This window comes from Parafrigoribacterium mesophilum (genome assembly GCF_039652555.1).
In the GTDB taxonomy this organism is placed as follows: Bacteria; Actinomycetota; Actinomycetes; order Actinomycetales; family Microbacteriaceae; genus Parafrigoribacterium; species Parafrigoribacterium mesophilum.
This window is the reverse complement of the sequence record NZ_JBDJAF010000001.1, coordinates 1,513,845-1,528,577: the sequence shown is the minus strand read 5'-3', so window position 1 is coordinate 1,528,577 and position 14,733 is coordinate 1,513,845. Positions and strand designations below refer to the sequence as shown.

Annotated in this window: 14 protein-coding genes; 11 read left to right on the top strand and 3 right to left on the bottom strand. The window is 66.9% G+C overall.

Features of this window, described 5'->3' with window-relative positions; all coding sequences use genetic code 11:
* Positions 1-187 precede the first annotated feature (187 nt).
* The 6 genes from ABFX56_RS07285 (at position 188) to ABFX56_RS07260 (ending at position 7,670) form a co-directional block, all read left to right on the top strand.
* Positions 188-553: a hypothetical protein gene (locus ABFX56_RS07285; RefSeq protein WP_346232588.1), complete on the top strand. Its 366-nt coding sequence runs from the start codon at positions 188-190 to the stop codon at positions 551-553.
* Positions 554-567: 14 nt separating this feature from the next.
* A complete protein-coding gene (gene glgX / locus ABFX56_RS07280; protein ID WP_346232587.1) occupies positions 568-2,751 on the top strand; it encodes a glycogen debranching protein GlgX in 2,184 nt (727 codons plus the stop codon).
* A complete protein-coding gene (gene treY, locus ABFX56_RS07275; protein ID WP_346232586.1) occupies positions 2,751-5,066 on the top strand; it encodes a malto-oligosyltrehalose synthase in 2,316 nt (771 codons plus the stop codon). Before glgX ends, treY begins: the two co-directional genes overlap by 1 nt.
* Before the next feature lie 11 nt (positions 5,067-5,077).
* On the top strand, positions 5,078-6,811 hold the full coding sequence (gene treZ / locus ABFX56_RS07270; protein WP_346232585.1) for a malto-oligosyltrehalose trehalohydrolase: 1,734 nt from the start codon (positions 5,078-5,080) through the stop codon (positions 6,809-6,811).
* A 221-nt stretch (positions 6,812-7,032) separates the two neighbouring features.
* The gene (locus ABFX56_RS07265) at positions 7,033-7,341 is read left to right on the top strand and encodes a hypothetical protein (RefSeq protein ID WP_346232584.1); all 309 of its coding nucleotides are present in this window, start codon (positions 7,033-7,035) and stop codon (positions 7,339-7,341) included.
* Between the two features lie 11 nt (positions 7,342-7,352).
* Positions 7,353-7,670: a hypothetical protein gene (locus tag ABFX56_RS07260; protein ID WP_346232583.1), complete on the top strand. Its 318-nt coding sequence runs from the start codon at positions 7,353-7,355 to the stop codon at positions 7,668-7,670.
* A gap of 10 nt (positions 7,671-7,680) precedes the next feature.
* On the opposite strand, the gene ABFX56_RS07255 is transcribed toward ABFX56_RS07260, so the two are convergent.
* Positions 7,681-7,998 (bottom strand): DUF7882 family protein, encoded by a 318-nt coding sequence (locus tag ABFX56_RS07255; RefSeq protein ID WP_346232582.1) that lies wholly within the window; start codon positions 7,996-7,998, stop codon positions 7,681-7,683.
* A gap of 123 nt (positions 7,999-8,121) precedes the next feature.
* Positions 8,122-8,490, bottom strand: coding sequence for a hypothetical protein (locus ABFX56_RS07250; RefSeq protein ID WP_346233170.1), 369 nt, complete (start codon positions 8,488-8,490; stop codon positions 8,122-8,124).
* Positions 8,491-8,610: 120 nt separating this feature from the next.
* Between ABFX56_RS07250 and nhaA the strand changes: the two genes are divergently transcribed.
* From nhaA to ABFX56_RS07225, 5 genes are read left to right on the top strand one after another with little or no spacing between them, the layout of a single operon-like run.
* Positions 8,611-9,903, top strand: coding sequence for a Na+/H+ antiporter NhaA (nhaA, locus tag ABFX56_RS07245; protein ID WP_346232581.1), 1,293 nt, complete (start codon positions 8,611-8,613; stop codon positions 9,901-9,903).
* A 59-nt stretch (positions 9,904-9,962) separates the two neighbouring features.
* On the top strand, positions 9,963-10,439 hold the full coding sequence (locus tag ABFX56_RS07240) for a hypothetical protein (RefSeq protein WP_346232580.1): 477 nt from the start codon (positions 9,963-9,965) through the stop codon (positions 10,437-10,439).
* Positions 10,439-12,229 (top strand): glycoside hydrolase family 15 protein, encoded by a 1,791-nt coding sequence (locus tag ABFX56_RS07235; RefSeq protein ID WP_346232579.1) that lies wholly within the window; start codon positions 10,439-10,441, stop codon positions 12,227-12,229. Before ABFX56_RS07240 ends, ABFX56_RS07235 begins: the two co-directional genes overlap by 1 nt.
* 60 nt (positions 12,230-12,289) lie before the next feature.
* Positions 12,290-12,820, top strand: coding sequence for an RNA polymerase sigma factor (locus ABFX56_RS07230; protein ID WP_346232578.1), 531 nt, complete (start codon positions 12,290-12,292; stop codon positions 12,818-12,820).
* Positions 12,817-13,437 carry a methylated-DNA--[protein]-cysteine S-methyltransferase gene (locus ABFX56_RS07225; protein ID WP_346232577.1) on the top strand — a complete coding sequence of 207 codons (621 nt, stop codon included), beginning with the start codon at positions 12,817-12,819 and terminating at the stop codon, positions 13,435-13,437. The genes ABFX56_RS07230 and ABFX56_RS07225 overlap by 4 nt, the downstream gene beginning before the upstream one ends.
* Before the next feature lie 8 nt (positions 13,438-13,445).
* On the opposite strand, the gene ABFX56_RS07220 is transcribed toward ABFX56_RS07225, so the two are convergent.
* Positions 13,446-14,687: an MFS transporter gene (locus ABFX56_RS07220; protein WP_346232576.1), complete on the bottom strand. Its 1,242-nt coding sequence runs from the start codon at positions 14,685-14,687 to the stop codon at positions 13,446-13,448.
* Between the last annotated feature and the right edge of the window lie 46 nt (positions 14,688-14,733).

Here is a 14,733-nt window from a genome sequence, read left to right as displayed (position 1 = left end):
TTCTCGAGTCCGCAATCGCCTGGTGAGGATATTGAGCCTACGCCGTGTCGCTCATCAGCGGACCACCACGACGCGTGCTTGGCAATCCCGTGGCGGCACGAAAGTTGGACCGGACGGAACCCTTACCCCGGTGGAAGATGCCCGGCAAGTCCTTGTTACCTCGTCGACGAGCGAAGAAACTGCGACCATGAGAAGGCTGTTCTACGTCAGCGGAAGCGTCGTCCTTGCCGACCGCATGTGCAAGGCGGTATTGCGCTACGCCAGGGCGTTGTCCAAGCGGGAGCTTTCCGATGTGGTGTCCCTGCCCTTCGTGGGCGACAGCGGTGAGAAGCAGTACGCGCATTTCTTGATCGGTCCGGCGAGCCAACTGTTCTCCACCCCGGTCGATAGCCGGCCGGACTCGGAGGAGGACGAGACGGACAAGAAGGTCCTTGTGGAGTTGGAGCGCAAGACCAAGAAGTTGCAGCCGGATCGGCCGATGTGGTCCAACGAGATGCAGGATATTTCTGGACTCGACGACTACTCCGACGTCCCGGACGTCACCGATCGGTGACCCGGCAGCACCGCATGGAGACCTGGCCCGGTTCGGCTCGCCCGCTCGGAGCCACCTTCGACGGCGCGGGTACCAACTTTGCGCTGTTCAGCGAAGCAGCCGAGAGGGTGCAGTTGTGTCTGTTCGACGACGACCGGGTGGAGACACGCGTCGACGTGGTCGAGGTGGATGCCAACGTCTGGCACGTGTATCTTCCACAGGTCCAGCCCGGCCAGCGCTACGGATATCGGGTGCACGGCTCGTATGATCCCAAGGCCGGACTGCGGGCCAACCCGAACAAGCTCCTGCTGGACCCCTATGCAAAAGCGACCTGCGGCCGGATCCAGTGGCATCCGTCCCTGTTCGGTTACCACTTCGGCGACCCGCTTTCCCGCAACGACGAGGACTCGGCGCCGCACACCATGCTGGCAGTGGTCACGAATCCGTTCTTCGACTGGGGCGGCGACCGCGCTCCGGACACCCCGTACAGCGAGACGCTGATCTACGAGGCACACGTCAAAGGACTGACGCAGCTGCACCCGGACATCGCCGAAGCCGAACGCGGCAGCTACGCGGCACTGACGCATCCGGCCGTCCTCGAGCACCTGCGCCGGCTCGGAGTCACCGCTCTGGAGCTGATGCCGGTCCACCAGTTCGTGCACGACCAGCATCTGCTCGAGGCTGGCCGCAGCAACTACTGGGGCTATAACACCATCGGGTTCTTCGCGCCCCACAGCGGGTACTCCTCCAGCGGCGACCTGGGCCAGCAGGTGCAGGAGTTCAAGCGGATGGTGCAGGTGTACCACGAGGAGAACTTGGAAGTCATCCTCGACGTGGTCTACAACCACACGGCAGAGGGCAACCACCTCGGGCCTACCCTGTCGTTCAAGGGCATCGACAATCAGGCGTACTACCGGCTGGTCGACGATGACCCGCAGTACTACATGGATTACACGGGCACCGGCAACTCCTTCAACGTGCGGCACCCGCACTCGTTGCAGCTGATCATGGATTCGCTGCGCTACTGGGTCGTCGACATGCACGTCGACGGCTTCCGATTTGATCTCGCCTCGGCGCTGGCACGCGAGTTCTATGACGTGGACAAGCTCGCCACCTTCTTCGAACTGGTGCAGCAGGACCCCGTGGTGTCGCAGGTCAAGCTCATCGCCGAACCCTGGGATGTCGGACCCGGCGGCTACCAGGTGGGCGGCTTCCCGCCGCAGTGGTCGGAGTGGAACGGCAAATACCGGGACACGATCCGAGACTTCTGGCGCGGCGAACCCTCGGTACTCGGCGAGTTCGCCTCCCGCATCACCGGGTCAGCCGACCTGTACGAGAAAGACGGTCGCCGGCCGGTCGCGTCGATCAACTTCGTCACCGCCCACGACGGATTCACCTTGGCCGACTTGGTCTCGTACAACACGAAACACAACGAGGCCAACGGTGAGGACGGCAATGACGGTGAGTCCGACAACCGCTCCTGGAACTGCGGCGTTGAAGGACCCAGCGACGACCCGGACGTGCTGCGGCTGCGTTCCCGGCAGCAGCGGAATTTTCTTGCCACCTTGCTGTTGTCCCAGGGCGTGCCGATGATCGCGCACGGCGACGAATCCGGCCGCAGTCAACACGGTAACAACAACGTGTACTCTCAGGACTCCGAGCTGTCCTGGCTGCACTGGGAGGATGCGGACCGCTCCCTCGTCGAATTCACCGCTGCCCTATCGCGGCTGCGGAGGGAGCATCCGACGTTCCGGCGCGTTCGCTTTTTCGACGGCAGGCCGGTCAATCGCGGCCCGGGTGAGCCGCTCCCAGACATTGTCTGGCTGAGACCGGATGGCACGGCCATGATCCCAGAAGATTGGGACGTCGGTTTGAGCCGCTCGCTGGGGCTCTTCCTCAACGGCAACGGCATCCAGGGCAGGGATGCGCGCGGACGTCACATCGTTGACGTCAACTTTGTCATCTATTTCAATGGCGACGACGCGGCCGTGGAATTCATCGTGCCGCCCGAGGAGTACGCCACGTCGTGGGACATCGTGGTCGATACCGCCGGGGAACGCGCCGACGCAGCACTGGCCGCCGGCGAAAGCCTCCTCGTCGAGGCTCGGTCACTGCTGGTGCTGCAAGCCCACGTCACCGATCTCGAGGTGGAACCGGACAATTCCGTGTCTGCCACGCTCATCGCCGGAAGCGTCGGGCCGAACGGCATGCCGGTCTGATGCTCGCTCCAGCCTCGACCTATCGACTGCAGATCAGGTCGTCCTTCCCGCTTGAGGCGGCAACCCGCGTGCTCGACTACCTGCACGCCCTAGGCGCGGACTGGGTGTACCTGTCGCCGCTGCTGCAGGCCCAAGCTGGCTCAGACCACGGCTACGACATCGTGGACCACAGCCGTGTCGACCCGGCCAGGGGAGGAGCCGCCGGCCTGGAGCACTTCGCCGCCCGAGCCCACGCGCTGGGCCTCGGCGTGCTGGTCGACATCGTCCCCAATCACATGGGCATCGCCGACGCCGCATCCAACGCCTGGTGGTGGGACGTGCTGAAACACGGTGCGGCGTCGTCTTTTGCCGAAGCCTTCGACATCGACTGGGAATTCGGTGCCGGCCGCGTACGCCTGCCCGTCCTCGGCGACGGGTCGGACGAGCTCGCCGCCCTCCGGGTGATCGGCGACGAGTTGCGGTACTTCGACCAGCGCTTTCCGATCGCACCAGGCACCGCGGATGACGCAGTGGACCCGCGCACCGTGCACGAGCGTCAACACTATGAACTGGTCAACTGGCGCCGGGCAGACAGCGAAGCGAACTACCGTCGGTTTTTCGCCGTCAACACGCTGGCCGGGCTTCGGGTCGAGATTCCCTGGGTGTTCCAGAAGTCGCACCAGGAGATCCTGAGCTGGATCCGCACCGGCTGGGTCGACGGCCTGCGCGTGGACCACCCGGACGGACTAGCCGACCCGGGCGGGTATCTGGACACCCTGGCCGAGGCCACCGGTGGGACGTACCTCCTCGTGGAGAAGATTCTCGAGGGCGACGAACGGCTGCCCGGAGCCTGGCCGGTGGCCGGCACCACCGGCTATGACGCCCTCGCCGACATCGACAGGGTGCTCGTGGATGAAAGCGGCCAGGATGGTCTCGACGCTCTGGATGCCGACGTGCGCGACCGGCGTAAGCCGCCGTCCTGGGAAGCGCTGCGTCATTCCACGAAGCGGGCCGTGGCCGACGGAATCCTCCATTCAGAGGTGTTACGGCTGGTTCGCGATGTGCGGCGCTCCGGTGCCGTGATCACCGATCGAGAATCGCTCGCGGACGCGCTCGCCGAACTGCTTACCTGCTTCCCGGTCTACCGCAGCTACCTGCCGTTCGGAATCGAGCACCTCCGGCACGCCGCGGCAACTGCGAAACGCCGGCACCCGGAGCTGGCCCGCACCGTCGAGGAACTGTACCTCCTGCTCAGCGACCCCGCGCATCCGGTTGCCATCCGATTCCAGCAGACCTCCGGCATGGTCATGGCAAAAGGAGTGGAGGATTGCGCGTTCTATCGCTACACCCGACTCGGGTCCCTGACCGAGGTGGGCGCCGACCCCTCCGAGTTCGCCATCGACGTGAACGAGTACCACCGCAGGAACACCGTCAGGCAGGCCGGATTCCCACTGTCCATGACCACGCTGTCCACCCACGACACCAAACGCGGCGAGGACGTGCGTGCGCGGATCGACGTCCTTTCCGAGATCCCGCACGAGTGGGCGGACGCACTGGCCCGGCTGCGGCGCCTCGCCCCGCTGGGCGACGGCCCGCTCGAGTCACTGTTGTGGCAGGCGATCCTCGGGGCATGGCCGGCCACCCGGGACCGCCTCCACGGGTACGCCGAGAAAGCGTCGCGCGAGGCGGGCAACTCCACCTCGTGGGACCGGCCGAACGAGCGGTTCGAAGCCAGGATGCACGCGCTGGTCGACTCCGCCTTCGACGACCCTGAAGTGGTTCGGATTCTGACGGCTCTGCTGCGGCGGGTGCAGGATGCCGGGTGGTCGAACTCGCTGTCGGCCAAACTGCTGCAGCTGGCCGGGCCGGGCGTGCCCGACGTCTATCAGGGCAGCGAGTTCTGGGAACGCTCCCTGGTCGACCCCGACAACCGCCGGCCGGTCGATTTCCGGGCCGCCGAAGCGGCACTGCAGCGGATCGACGGCGGTGAATTGCCACCCATCGACCCCTCCGGTGAAGCCAAGCTCCTCGTGACCAGCCGTGCCTTGCGGCTCCGGCGGGACCGGCCGGAACTGTTCACCAGGTACCTGGGCGTCGCCGGGTTCGGCCCGGCCGGGCAGCATGTTGTCGCCTTCGACCGGGGTGGCGCCGTTGCCGTCGCCACACGTCTGCCGCTCGGATTGGCGGCCGGGGGAGGCTGGCGGGACACCCGGATCCTGTTGTCGGCGCGTTCCCGGGTCGACGTGATCACCGGTCGTCGCTTCAGCGGCGGGGAGGTCGAGCTGGTGCGCCTGCTCGACCGCTATCCGGTCGCGTTACTGGCCGCCGAACCGTAGAAGAGGGGCCGATGAACTTCGATGTGTGGGCACCGGCGGCGCGCTCCGTCGCGTTGCTCGCCGACGGCGAGCGGCGGGCAATGGTCGCCGGACCCGACGGCTGGTGGCAGCCTGCTGAACCGGTGCCGGGCTCGGTGGTCGACTACGGTTACCTTCTCGACGACGACGCCGTCGCGCTCCCCGATCCCCGGTCCCGTCGCCAACCCGGCGGCGTCCATGAGCTTTCGCGCACCTTCGACGGCTCAGCCTTCGCGTGGACCGATGCCCGTTGGACAGGTCGTCAGCTGGCCGGCGGGGTGATCTACGAACTGCACATCGGCACGTTCACGCCGGAGGGGACGCTGGATGCGGCGACTGCGAGACTGGGCCATCTGGTGGACCTCGGCATCGACTTCGTGGAACTGCTGCCGGTCAACGCGTTCAACGGCCATCACAATTGGGGCTACGACGGCGTGCTCTGGTATGCGGTGCAGGAAAGCTATGGCGGCCCGGTCGCGTATCAGCGTTTCGTCGACGCCTGCCACGCCGCCGGACTGGCCGTCATCCAGGACGTCGTCTACAACCACCTTGGCCCCAGCGGCAATTACCTGCCCCGGTTCGGTCCGTACCTGAACCGGTCCGCGAAGAACACCTGGGGTGAATCGATCAACCTCGACGGTGCCGACGCCGCACCGGTACGGCGTTTCATCCTCGACAACGCTCGGATGTGGTTGCGCGACTACCACGTCGACGGACTCCGGCTCGACGCGGTGCACGCCCTCGTCGACCACTCGGCCAAGCATCTGTTGCAGGAACTCGCCGAGGAGACCGAGGCGTTGTCCGCCTTCCTCGGACGTCCGTTGAGCCTGATCGCAGAGTCCGATCTCAACGACCCCACCCTGATCACCCCGAGGGAGGGCGACGGGTATGGGCTGACCGCGCAGTGGAGTGACGACTTCCATCACGCCGTGCACGTCGCGGTAACCGGTGAAACGGTGGGGTATTACTCCGACTTCGATTCGCTGGCAGCACTCAGCAAAGTGTTGACCAGAGGTTTCTTCCACGATGGCACCTATTCGTCGTTCCGCGGCCGCCCGCATGGGCGCCCGGTCGACACCGAACGCATGCCGGCGTTCCGCCTGGTTGTCTCCGACCAGACCCACGACCAAGTGGGGAATCGAGCCGCCGGGGACCGGCTCGCCGCCTCGGTGGATGACGGCGCTCTGGCGATTGCCGCCGCTCTGACCCTCACGTCACCGTTCACGCCGATGCTGTTCATGGGTGAGGAGTGGGCCGCGTCAACACCGTGGCAGTTCTTCACCTCGCATCCGGAGCCCGAACTGGCGGCCGCCACCGTTGCGGGGCGTCTCGCCGAGTTCGAACGGATGGGGTGGGATCCGGCGGTGGTGCCCGATCCGGGGGATCTCGCAACGTTCGCAGGGTCGAAGCTGGACTGGGCCGAGGTCGATGGCGGGCGCCACCGGCGGATGCACGACTTCTACCGGCGCCTGATCGCGCTGCGTCGCAGTCACCCCGAATTCGCCGACCCGCGGTTCGGGTCGGTCGCTACCGAGTTCGACGAGAACGAACGGTGGTTCGTGGTGCATCGGGGCGGACTGGCGGTGGTGGCGAACTTCGATGTCTCCCGGCACCGCATCCGGCTGCCCGGCAATCGGATCCTCCTGTCCTGGGACGAGGCATCCCATTTCGACGGGGAGGTACTTGATATGGCGGCACGCTGCGTAACCATCACCGCAGCAGTGTGACCGTCACCGCAGCAGTTCGGATTTCTGCCGAAAGTAGCACGTCCGCACACCATCGACAAGCCCTTGATCGAGGGGTGGCACAGGCGGAAACTTTTCCTTGAGTGGGCGGTCTGCTCGGGTAGTGCACATGCATCTGTCGGGGGTGGTAATTCGTGGACCCAGCAATACGAGCATCGAAGGCGGCTGACCAACCCTCGCGCAAGTTGCAGACGGTGCGCCGGGTGCCCACACGTGGTCGCGAGATCGTCGCATTGCATCCGCACCGCGATCCGATGGCGTCCGGGTCTGAGATCCCGACGTCTCGGACGGAGGCGGAAAGGGAACCGGCGACAGTGGTCATCAGTTACGGCGGCAGGGAATTCACCGCGCGGCCGTCGATGGCCGACGTGTTCCTCCGTAACTGCCGCAAGGTGCTCGACTCCGGTCACTCCGAGCTGGTCCCCCTGCTGCACGAGGATGGGGTGGAGCTCCTGCTGGTCAGCCCCGGCGTCGCGATTCGCGTCACGACCCTGGACGAGTTCGTCCACTAGGGCCGATCGGAATGGGCGACACCATCGTCGATCCGGAGGACGCCCGGTTGCGCGCGGCGTCCGAACTGCTTACCGATCGAACGCCGAGAGGTGACGCGGCCCGCGCCCTGGCAGCGGCGTTGGACGAAGCCGCCGCTGCCAACTTCAGGCTGCGGCACGAGACCCGGCCCGTCGGCATGGAAGGTGAGACCTTCGGTGACCGGTGGGATCGGGTAGGTGCCCTGGTCAGCACTCACTACGAACGCACCGTCACCCGCGCCAGGGAGGCGGCACTGGCGGCAGGACTGAGCGAGCGTGACCTGAGCGACGCGGGGCTGCGTCAGCGTTGACCGGCACCGGTCATCGGCTGGCCGGCTCGAGTTCTGGTTCTGGGATGATGTGAAGTCCGCCCGGGCTGTTGGCGATGGCCATGAGCTCCTTCAGCCATGCCGGATTGATGGACGGTTCCTTGCTGCCGTTGAATTGGAAATGCAACGGAATCGCCGAATGGATCCAGACCGTGCTGCGGCCGCCCCCACCCGATTGGCCGTGGTGCCAGGAAAGCACGAACTTCTCATCGCGGCGAAGCTTTGCGACGATGACAATCTCCAAGTGCGCAAGCGTTCGGTCGTCCACCTCGATTTCAGCTACGGAGGCTCCGTAAACTAGCTTGCCCATAATCGTCGCCGGACCTTTCGCCTCGCATGGTTGTCCCAGATGATGCCGTGCAGGTTACGGGAATTCTAGTTCCTCGAAGCCGTCTTAGACCGAATCTAATTCGGATGCCCTCGCGGCGAGGGCTCAGCTACCGGGCGGGGTGTCCACGATTCCGACGAAACGGCTGCCAATACCGTCGACTTCACGACGCGAGAACCCGGCGACGGGCACCGGCAGTTCGTCCGCCGCGTGATGAGAACAACTGAGGTGGGAAAAAGCCGGCCACCACTTCTTCGGACGGGCAGCCTCGGTGAATCCGCAGATCTCGCAGGTCAGTTGCACCCAGACCGGCCGGCTGCCGGTACGGTTGGCGCGGGACTGCGCCAACCACGCCGGCGGATGCGTGTCAAGCTCCGCCAATTCCGGCTCAGACATGCGGGCGGGCAAACCATGCCGCCTGGCCATCTCCAGCGGGATGTCCAGACGCAGGGCGGCTTCTCGTCTCGTGATCATCATCTGAGGTCAACGATAGGCCAGGCGGCGGTTCACCAGGCAGTCGATAGACTGACCATCAGGTGCGCCGGGAAGTCTGGTCGGCAATTTCTTTGCCAACACTTCGCCCAAGGAGCCACCGTGGTTGCATCCCGCTCACAACGTCAGCCCAGACGATTCGTCTTCGGGCGGGCAGGTTTTGGCGAGATCGTCCGTATCGGCGCGATTCTCCGCAAAGAGACAGTTGGCGGCGCGCTTCTGGTCGGGGCCTCCGCCCTCGCGCTGCTGTGGTCGAACTCGCCGCTGTCGGACAGCTACTTCGCGCTGCGGGATATCACTTTCGGGTACGCCCCCTGGCACCTCGAACTGAGCGTCGGCCAGTGGTCCGCCGACGGATTGCTGGCGATCTTCTTCTTCCTGGTGGGATTGGAGCTCAAGCGCGAGTTCGTCGCGGGAGACCTGCGGGATCTCAGCACCGCCATCGTGCCCGTGGCCGCCGCGGTCGGCGGAGTGATTGTGCCCGCCTTGATCTACGTGGCCATCAACTGGAATGACCCGGATGCCCTGCGGGGCTGGGCGGTCCCCACCGCCACCGACATCGCCTTTGCGCTGGCGGTGTTGGCCGTCATCGGCTCGCATCTGCCGAGTGCGCTTCGACTGTTCCTGCTCACCCTTGCCGTGGTGGACGACCTTATCGCCATCGTCATCATCGCCTTCTTCTATACGACGAGCATCCAGCTGATGCCGCTGCTGCTCACCCTGGTGCCCCTCGCGCTCTACACGTTTCTGGCGCAGAAATACCGCAAGTTCTTTCGGCTCAACGCGTCGGCCGCGTGGTTCGTGCTGCTGCCGATCGGTATCGCGGCGTGGGTGCTGTTGCACGCCTCGGGGGTGCATTCTACCGTGGCCGGCGTGCTGCTCGGCTTCGCGGTGCCCGTGCTGCGCGCGGCCGGTAGCGCGGATGACACGGGTCCTGGGCTTGCCGAGGTCTTCGAACACCGGTTCCGGCCCATTTCGACGGGGTTTGCGGTGCCGGTCTTCGCCTTTTTCGCCGCCGGCGTGACCATCGGCGGCTGGGACGGGCTCGTCGCGTCCCTCGGTAGCCCGGTCACGATCGGCGTGCTGGTGGCGTTGGTCGTCGGCAAGCCGCTGGGCATCGTGGCCACCACCTGGCTGACGACGCGGCTCACCAGGGCCGAACTGGACCCCTCGGTGAACTGGATCGACCTGACCGGCGTGGCCTTTCTGGGCGGTATCGGCTTCACCGTGTCGCTGCTGGTCGCCGAACTCGGCTTCGGTGCGGACGGCCCGCACGACGGGGACGCGAAGGTCGCCATCGTGGCGGCCTCGTTGGTCGCGGCGTTGTTGGCCGGCCTCGTGCTGCGCGGTCGCAACCGGCACTACCGCGCCATTCACCGCGACGTGCACCCATAGTGAGTCAAGCTCGCGCGTGGGCCTTGTGTGCGTTCACCACAGGCGGTTAGCGTAACAGTGTGGACTGGAGCGGATGGGCCCTGTTCGGGCTGATTGCGACCGCCGCTCTGACCGCGGCTATGATCACCGCGCAGCTGGCCGGGCTCACCCGCCTCGATTTTCCGCTCGTGCTGGGCACCATCTTCACCGAAGACCCCGACAAAGCCAGGATCGCCGGCTTCTTCCTCCACCTGGTCATCGGACAAGGGTTCGCCCTGGGCTATGCGGCCACGTTCGCCCTGGTGCACCAGGCGTCCTGGTGGCTCGGCGCGCTGCTGGGCTTGCTGCACGTCGCCGTCGCGCTGACCGTCCTGCTGCCGCTGGTCCCGGGCGTGAACCCGCGTATGGCATCCGAAAGCGCAGGGCCCTCCAGCACCGCGGTCCTGGAGCCACCTGGGCTGTTGGGACTCAACTACGGCATCCAGACCCCCACGGTGGCGATCGTCGCGCACCTTATCTACGGCGTTGTGCTGGGCCTGCTCCTGCAGGTCCGGTGATGAGCGGCTCTGGCAGCACGCCGATCGAGGATTACGGACTCCTCGGTGACACGCGTACCGCCGCGCTCGTGTCCAGCGGCGGCGCGATCGACTGGCTGTGCGTGCCCCGGTTCGACGGAGTGAGTGTGTTCGGTGCCCTTGTCGGCGGGCCGGCAGCCGGAACGTTCCGGATGGGGCCGGCCCAGCCGGCTCGGGTCGTCCAGCGCCGCTACCGCGGCCATTCGACCACACTGGAAACGACCTGGGACCTCGGCGGAAGCCGGCTCACCCTCACCGAAACGATGATCGCGGAGGTGGCCGGCCGCCTGCTGCCGTCGTTGCTACTGGTGCGCCGCCTATCGGTCGTCGGCGCCACCGTGGATGCCGCCATCGAATTCGATCCCCGACTGGGCGAGGACCACCGGCGCCCCAGGGTCAGCACCCGCCTGGCGGACATCGTCTGTGAATGGGGTTCCCTCGCAATGTCGCTGACCTGCGACCCGGAGATCGGCGTGCTGCCGGGTGAGCCGCTGACCGTGCAGATCAGCCAGGATCATCCGCTCACCATCGTGGTCACGCTGGCCAATCGTGAACCGCTCATCCATGTCACGCCCGCCGTTGCCTGGGACCTCGTCCTCGCCGATGAAGCCCGCTGGCACGACTGGAGCGCGCAGATCGACGCCGACCTCCCGTTCCGCGACACCGTGGTGCGAAGCCTGCTGACGCTGCGCCTGCTCACTTACTCACCCTCGGGGGCGCCGGTGGCCGCGCCGACGACCTCGCTTCCGGAATACCTTGGCGGCCTGCGCAACTGGGACTACCGGTTCGCGTGGCCGCGGGACGCCAGCATCGGCGTTGCGGCATTCCTCGCCGTGGGCAAACTGCGGGAGGCCAAGAATTTCCTCGGCTGGTTGCTGCACGCCAGCAGGCTGCAACGCCCGCGTCTGCCCGCGATGTTCACGGTGGACGGGAAGCATGTTCCGCCGGAACGTACCCTGCACGGCTGGCCCGGCTACGCCGGCAGCGCCCCGGTGCGCACCGGCAACGGCGCGACTGATCAGCACCAGCTCGACGGCTATGGCTGGGTGCTGGACGCCGCCTGGACGCTCGTCGCGGCCGGGCACCGGCTGTACTCGGAAACGTGGCGGGCGATGCGGTCCTTCACCGATTTCGTGGCGTTGCACTGGAGCGAGCCGGATGCCGGAATCTGGGAGATCCGCGCCGACGCCGCCCATCACGTGCACTCCAAGGTAATGGCGTGGCTCGCGCTGGACCGCGCCATGAGAATCGCCGCAACGCACCGCTGCTCGGCACGGCAGCGCGCACGGTGGGCGAACGCACGGGACGCCATCGCGGCGCAGGTGCACGAGCAGGGCTTCAGCGAGGAGCTCGGCAGCTACACCCGCACCTACGGTTCCCACGACCTGGATGCGGCGCTGCTGATCCTGCCGCTGGTCGGTATCGAGCCCACCGATTCGGTGCGGATGCGCGGAACCATCGACGCCATCCGCAGCGCCCTGTCGGCCGGGGGTGGCCTGCTGTACCGGTACCCGCCGGGCCAGGACGGGATCCCCGGCACCGAAGGGGCGTTCGTGCCCTGCGCGTTCTGGCTGGTGCAAGCCCTCGCCATGACCGGCAGGCGCCCCGAGGCCGCGCAGCTGTTCCAGGATCTGCTGCGCCGGGCGAGCCCACTCGGCTTATTCGCCGAAGAAATCGATCCGACCACCGGCGCGCAACTTGGCAACTTCCCGCAGGCGCTCAGCCATGCCGCGCTGGTGCAGGCGGCGCTGGCCCTGCGCCAGACGAGCTGACCGCGCCGCTGAGGCGAACCTCACATTGGGGGCCGCCGTGTCGTCTACTGGAGTGTGACCATGAAACCGCCATTCGAGCACATCGTCACGCGCTATGGGCCGGCGGTACTGCGCGTGTGCCGCGCCGTGGTGGGTGCGGACGATGCCGACGACGCCTGGTCGGAGACGTTCCTTTCCGCGCTGCGCGCCTACCCGGCACTCGATGGGGGCGCCAACGTCGAGGCGTGGCTCGTCACGATCGCGCACCGCAAGTCGATCGACCTCCTGCGGGCCAGGAAGCGCAGGCCGATCACCACCGACGTGTTGCCCGAACCACCGGCGGCGCAGGTGGACGCCGAACGGCTCGACCTGGAACGTGCCATCGCCGCCCTCCCCGACAAGCAACGCCACGCGCTCGCCTACCATTACCTGATCGGCCTGCCCTACGGCGAGGTCGCCGGAATCCTGGGCGGCAGCCCGGACGCGGCGCGCAAGGCCGCCTCCGAGGGAATCCGCACGCTGCGGCTCACCCTCGACAGCCCGCAGCGAGCCCCGATGCCACGGCCCCCGATACCACGGCCCCTCATGCCACGACAAGGACAACAGCGATGACCATCGCAGAAGAACACGACGCTCTCGAACTGCTCGCGCCCCTCCACGGCGCTGACACCGAGGAGCTGGCTCGGTTGCACTCCCGGCTCGAGCAGGCAGCACAGCGTGAGGGCATCCTGGATGTCGCCTACGACCTGCATGACACGCCGGTCGGAACGCTGCTGCTCGCCGCCACCCGGGCCGGGCTGGTGCGCGTGGCCTACGTCGACGGCGGCCACGTCGACGTGCTGGCGACGCTCGCGGCGGCGGTGAGCCCGCGCATTCTGCGCGCTCCGCACCGGCTGCAGGACGTCGCCCGGCAACTCGACGAGTACTTCGCAGGCACCAGAACGCGCTTCGACGTCCCGCTGGACTTCCGACTCTCGCACGGCTTCCGCCGCGAGGTGCTCGGCCACCTGGCCGGCATCGCCTACGGGCGCACCGAAAGCTACGCGCAGGTCGCGCAGGCGGTCGGCAACGCCAAGGCGGTGCGGGCGGTCGGCTCGGCGTGCGCGACGAATCCGCTGCCGGTCGTCGTGCCCTGCCACCGTGTCGTGCGCTCGGACGGCACCGCAGGCGGTTACGTCGGCGGAGCGCAGGCCAAGCGCACCCTGTTGAGCCTCGAGTCCGCAGCCTGAGCCGTGCGCTAACCCCACGACGGCAGGTCGTCGACGTCCCGGATGCCGCGCAACGCCAGGAAGATCGGAAGCGGAGCCAGCACGACGATCCCACCGGCTACCCAGAGCGTGCCGCGCAGCCCGATCCACTCGCCGAGGACACCGCCTACCAGCGCCCCCAGCGGGAACAGCCCCATGATCAGGAACCGCATGGTCGCGTTGACGCGGCCGAGCATCCGATCGGGGCAGAGCCGTTGCCTCAGGCTCACGTTCGTGATCGCGTAAATGATCTGGCCGAATTCCCCGGCCGCGATCCCCACGATGATGAGCACCACCAGCCAGCCAGGCTGGGCGAAGGGGCCGATCATGGCGATCGGGGCGGTCACCGTCAGCGACAGCCAGATGATCCTGGCCGACCCGAACGCCTTCGACAGCCGCGGGGTGAAGGCCGCACCGGCGACCACCGTCACCGATCCTGCCGCGACGATCAGGCCTATCGCAGCGGCGGACAGCTCGAGGGTGCGCGAGAGGAAGATGAAGCTCACTGCGGCGGCCACCGCGAACGAAAAGTTGCTGGCCCCGCTGGCGATAGCCATGGCTCGCAGGAGCCGATTGTGCCGGACGAAACGCAGTCCTTCGACGATTTGCGGAAACAGGCGGGGAGCATCCTGCGCCGCGGTGATCGCCGGCTCGGTTACCCGGATGCCCAGCAGCGACACGGCCGATACGGCGAAGGTGACCGCCTGGACGAGCACCACGTTGGCCGCGCCGATCAGCGTGACCAAGGCGCCGCCGACGCCGGGGCCGACCACCTGCCCCGAGGCGCGGATGGTCTCCATTACCGAGTTGCCCGCCAGCACCTGATGTCTGCCGATCACCGACGGCAGGTAGCTCTGGTAGCCCACATCGAAGAACACCCGCGCGACACCGACCAGCAACGACACCGTCACCAGGTACGGGATGGTCAAGAACCCCAGCACCGCACCAAGCGGGATGGTGCCCAGCAGCACGGTGCGCGCCAGGTCGCTGGCGACCAGGATCGGGCGCCTGCGCCACCGGTCGAGCCAGGCACCGGCCGGTAAACCGATCACCGCGAACGCCACCGTGCTGGATGCTGTGACCAGGCCGAGCTCGAACGGGGTCGCGTTGAGGGTCAGCACGGCCAGGAGCGGGATCGCGATGCCGCTGACCTGGGCACCGAACTGGCTGGTGGTCTGGCCGACAAGCAGCATCCGGAAGTCGCGATGAGCGAACAACGAACGGTCGCTCACGGGTTCGACCGACGCGCGGGACCTACCTCGTCCTGGCCAGCCCGAC

What these genes read in the sequence shown, in the direction of transcription:
- ABFX56_RS07285 (WP_346232588.1), top strand. Translation starts at nt 188, where the DNA reads ATGAGAAGGCTGTTCTACGTCAGCGGAAGCGTCGTCCTTGCCGACCGC.
- glgX (WP_346232587.1), top strand. Translation starts at nt 568, where the DNA reads ATGGAGACCTGGCCCGGTTCGGCTCGCCCGCTCGGAGCCACCTTCGAC.
- treY (WP_346232586.1), top strand. Translation starts at nt 2,751, where the DNA reads ATGCTCGCTCCAGCCTCGACCTATCGACTGCAGATCAGGTCGTCCTTC.
- treZ (WP_346232585.1), top strand. Translation starts at nt 5,078, where the DNA reads ATGAACTTCGATGTGTGGGCACCGGCGGCGCGCTCCGTCGCGTTGCTC.
- ABFX56_RS07260 (WP_346232583.1), top strand. Translation starts at nt 7,353, where the DNA reads ATGGGCGACACCATCGTCGATCCGGAGGACGCCCGGTTGCGCGCGGCG.
- ABFX56_RS07255 (WP_346232582.1), bottom strand. Translation starts at nt 7,998, where the DNA reads ATGGGCAAGCTAGTTTACGGAGCCTCCGTAGCTGAAATCGAGGTGGAC.
- ABFX56_RS07250 (WP_346233170.1), bottom strand. Translation starts at nt 8,490, where the DNA reads ATGATCACGAGACGAGAAGCCGCCCTGCGTCTGGACATCCCGCTGGAG.
- ABFX56_RS07235 (WP_346232579.1), top strand. Translation starts at nt 10,439, where the DNA reads ATGAGCGGCTCTGGCAGCACGCCGATCGAGGATTACGGACTCCTCGGT.
- ABFX56_RS07230 (WP_346232578.1), top strand. Translation starts at nt 12,290, where the DNA reads ATGAAACCGCCATTCGAGCACATCGTCACGCGCTATGGGCCGGCGGTA.
- ABFX56_RS07225 (WP_346232577.1), top strand. Translation starts at nt 12,817, where the DNA reads ATGACCATCGCAGAAGAACACGACGCTCTCGAACTGCTCGCGCCCCTC.